The 3,583-nt window shown below is 38.4% G+C and carries 3 protein-coding genes; all 3 read left to right on the top strand.

Going from position 1 to position 3,583, the window contains the following annotated elements:
• Positions 1–581 precede the first annotated feature (581 nt).
• The 3 genes from F6K54_RS41865 to F6K54_RS41855 all read left to right on the top strand — a co-directional run bounded on the left by F6K54_RS41865 (position 582) and on the right by F6K54_RS41855 (position 3,069).
• Complete coding sequence (locus F6K54_RS41865; RefSeq protein ID WP_293090397.1) at positions 582–959, top strand: hypothetical protein; 378 nt, start codon at positions 582–584, stop codon at positions 957–959.
• Positions 960–1,039: 80 nt separating this feature from the next.
• Positions 1,040–1,942, top strand: coding sequence for a PEP-CTERM sorting domain-containing protein (locus F6K54_RS41860; protein ID WP_293090396.1), 903 nt, complete (start codon positions 1,040–1,042; stop codon positions 1,940–1,942).
• 596 nt (positions 1,943–2,538) lie between these two features.
• Positions 2,539–3,069 carry a hypothetical protein gene (locus F6K54_RS41855; protein WP_293090395.1) on the top strand — a complete coding sequence of 177 codons (531 nt, stop codon included), beginning with the start codon at positions 2,539–2,541 and terminating at the stop codon, positions 3,067–3,069.
• Positions 3,070–3,583 lie beyond the last annotated feature (514 nt).

Genomic DNA, 3,583 nt, shown 5'->3' with positions numbered 1-3,583 from the left:
AGGCAGGAGGCAGGAGGCAGGAGGCAGGAGGCAGAAGGTTTTCTCAAGAGTGTCACCTTTATTTTATACACGCTCCGATGCTACCGGACATGATATCAGATAATCGGCCATCTTAACTGTAGGCCACAAATAGCTACAGCTTTATATAATGAGACTTAATATTAGAAACTAGATAGAGAAATTTTTAATTTTCACATAAACTCCACAAATCAATATAGAGAAATTTTTAATTTTCACATAAACTCCACAAATCAATAAATTTTTCTGAGTCAAAAAAATCTTTCGGCATTTATTTAAGTGATCTCACTTAGCCACTACAAAAAATAGTTCGTCTAATCTAATATTAACGGCTTGTCATCAGTATTGTCACTGTATTTTTCGCAGTAAATATAAAAATACATATATCATTGAAAATACATAATTATATTGTTACAGTGAATTATTAGCCTTTAGTGTTGCATTCTACATGAAATTAGTACATCATAGTAAATGAACAGTAAGCGAGAATAACTTGAAAAAATATTCTGAATTTCCTCTATATTTATAGAAATTAATAATTACTAACAGGGAGAATAATTATAATGCGCAATAAAACTGTTTCTTCTGTAATCGGATCTTCTGTATTACTTAGTGCAATTTCCATGCTGATGATGGCTCCAGCACAAGGTGCTGCTTTTTCGACGGCTCCTTGTACCTCTGGTGGTGTTACTTACGGCGGTATTGGATTCGACGATTGTACAAATCAAACTGGAAATGCAAATCCTACTGATGCAACAAACTACTTGAATGGTGGTATATTTAATAGCATTACCAATTGGATTTATGACCGTAAAATCAATACACCTGGAATTACAGAAGATGGCTCAAATATTCTAGATTTTGTATCACTCCAACAAATGGTTCAACAAGCGGTGAATGGGGTTTTGGCTTCACTGATTACACTGGGCCAGTTGTTCTAGAACTTAAAGGTTCCCAATTTAGAAGTTATTACTATTGTGATAACATTACAGGGGCAGATAGTTTACTAGGTACCTGGGATATGGCTGGTGTAGCACAAAAGAAGAATGGTGGAAATCCTGGATTATCTCACGCTTCTCTATTCTATGTTGCTGATGGTATTAATGGCGGTACTGAAAACGGTGGCGGTACTGAAAACAGTGGCGGTACTGAAAACAGCGGCGGTACTGAAAACAGCGGTGGTACTGAAAACAGCGGTGGTACTGAGAACAGTGGCGGTACTGAAAACAGTGGTGGCACTGAAAACAGCGGCGGCACTGAAAACAGTGGTGGCACTGAAAACAGTGGCGGTACTGAAAACAGTGGCGGTACTGAGAACAGTGGCGGTACTGAGAACAGCGGCGGTACTGAGAACAGTGGCGGTACTGAGAACAGCGGTGGTACTGAAAACAGTGGCAATATTTTATGTGGTAATACCCTAGCTACAGGTTATGTTAGTTGTAGTGGTTCTTTTCTAGGAGAGAATGACTCCAATTCTAATATATTTGGAGCAGGAGGCGAATTCGCAGAATGGACGTTTATTGATAAAGTAGACAATTCAGTAGGTGGCGATGGGTTTAATGATATATTAAGCTATGCACTCGATCCGGGCAAAGATAACCAAGGAACTTGGAATATTTTTGATACTGACAAATTGCTAAGAGAGTTGGGAGGCCAGCAGGGCGACCAATTTGAAATTGGAATTGTTACTAAAAGTGGTGGTAACCAGAAGGGTGGTTTCAGTTTCTATAATTGGGGAGATCAGACCTCTGGTGAATGGGATACCTTTGGTACTACTGACAATGGTAAACAAATTTCTCACATTTCCTTATATGCAAAGCTAGTCGAAAAACCCAAAGTGCGCGTACCTGAGCCTGGCAGTATTGCAGCTCTAGCTTTCATCGGTGGTGGAATGTTCCTTTCCCGTCGTCGTCAGTCTAAGTAAGAAATTAAGAGATAATTGCATCTACAATAAATTATAAGGCTGGATACATATTAAAATTCTATAACTGGGCTTCTTCTGAAAACGAAACAGGAGAATCTCAGATTTTTTTTTGTTATCAAGATATTATATCAAATCCGGTTAATTGCACATAGAATCCGGCTATATAATATCTGTTTATAATTTCTTAAATTACTTCAATATTAGACATCTCTTCCACGGATAGGGAGTAGGGAATAGGGGAAATAATTGATAATTTCTGTACGATATAGATATTGATTTTTTATTATTGGAGATGTCTATCTAATCTCCCCCACTCCCCCACTCCCCCACTCCCCTACTCTCAACTATATAGTAATTATTCAACCGGATTTGATATTATAGATATATAGCAGAGAATAGGAAACAGAGGCCACTTGCATCTGGCCAATGCGGAATTGCAGCAGTATTTCCCATAGCACCAATTACTAAAAACTTTGCTATACTTAATTTTTTATTTCCACATAAGGCTAAAATATCATTGAATATTCTTCGATCAAAATATTGCTATAATAATCGAGATTAATTTTAAATATATTAAAAACTAATTAACAGGGATTGTGAGTTCAGAAAACCTAACATTATTTGAAACTGAATATAAAGCTGGCAAATATGCCTTTGAACGGGGTCAATACCGTAATTCAGTGCAACATTTAGAAACTGCGAAAGACAATATTGAACTTAATTCAAGATTTGGGGGAGAGGTACAAATCTGGTTAGTGACGGCATATCAAGCGGCTGGCCAAATTCAAGAAGCAACAGCTCTTTGTAAACAACTAACTCGTCATCCTCGTTTAGAAACCCGTCAACAAGCAAAACGTATATTAGTCATTCTCGAAGCACCTGTATTGAGAAGTAGGCAAGAGTGGATGACGAAAATTCCTGATTTGGGAGCAATATCTGAAAGTGATGCTAAAGATCGTAGAGGTAGCACTATGGTTTCCCAAGTTAAATCACCGCCACCGAAGCCAAAAACTCTGAAGTTAGAAGTTGTCGATCCTAGTCAAGTTAATACAAAAGATAATCAATTTGTTTGGGTGGCGTTAGTACTAATAATTTTGACTGTGAGTGGGTTGGTTTGGTTTAGTTGAAGCGCTGCGCACAGGGAATAGGGAATAGGGAACAGGGAACAGTTGGAAAAATATTTTCTAGTCTAAGATTTGTCATTTGCATAAGTTCTAACCAATTCTTTATGAGCTATATCTAAGATCGTGTCCGGTTGAATACTTACACTTTGGAGGAAGGAAGGTAGAAGGGATAAAGTTTTTTTATCCCTAATTATTCGGACTAGAAGCATTTTTCCACCAACTTTTCAGAGGATGGCTTTTTGGAGGTGAATATCGTCCGTTTACCTGAACTGCATTTAGAGCTTCAGATAGTATAGACGAATCAACATTTGCTGCCTCTGACCAATGCTTAGTTATTTCTGGGTCGGTGTAAAATTTTTACTCTCCCGATACATATCGTTAAACCGCTTTATTGACATCCTCCCCGGCCTAAAGGCGCGGGGATTCCTACTGAGCCGTAGCTCTTCGGCGGGTTGACGCTTCTTAGGCTGCTGCTACTTTGACAGTAGTCTTATGCTTGCCTCCACGTCCGTTTAGA

The organism is Okeania sp. SIO3B5, from assembly GCF_010692555.1.
Taxonomy (GTDB): Bacteria; Cyanobacteriota; Cyanobacteriia; order Cyanobacteriales; family Microcoleaceae; genus Okeania.
The sequence above is the reverse complement of the archived record's forward strand: the minus strand, read 5'-3'. Positions and strand labels throughout refer to the sequence as shown.

What these genes read in the sequence shown, in the direction of transcription:
- F6K54_RS41865 (WP_293090397.1), top strand. Translation starts at nt 582, where the DNA reads ATGCGCAATAAAACTGTTTCTTCTGTAATCGGATCTTCTGTATTACTT.
- F6K54_RS41860 (WP_293090396.1), top strand. Translation starts at nt 1,040, where the DNA reads ATGGCTGGTGTAGCACAAAAGAAGAATGGTGGAAATCCTGGATTATCT.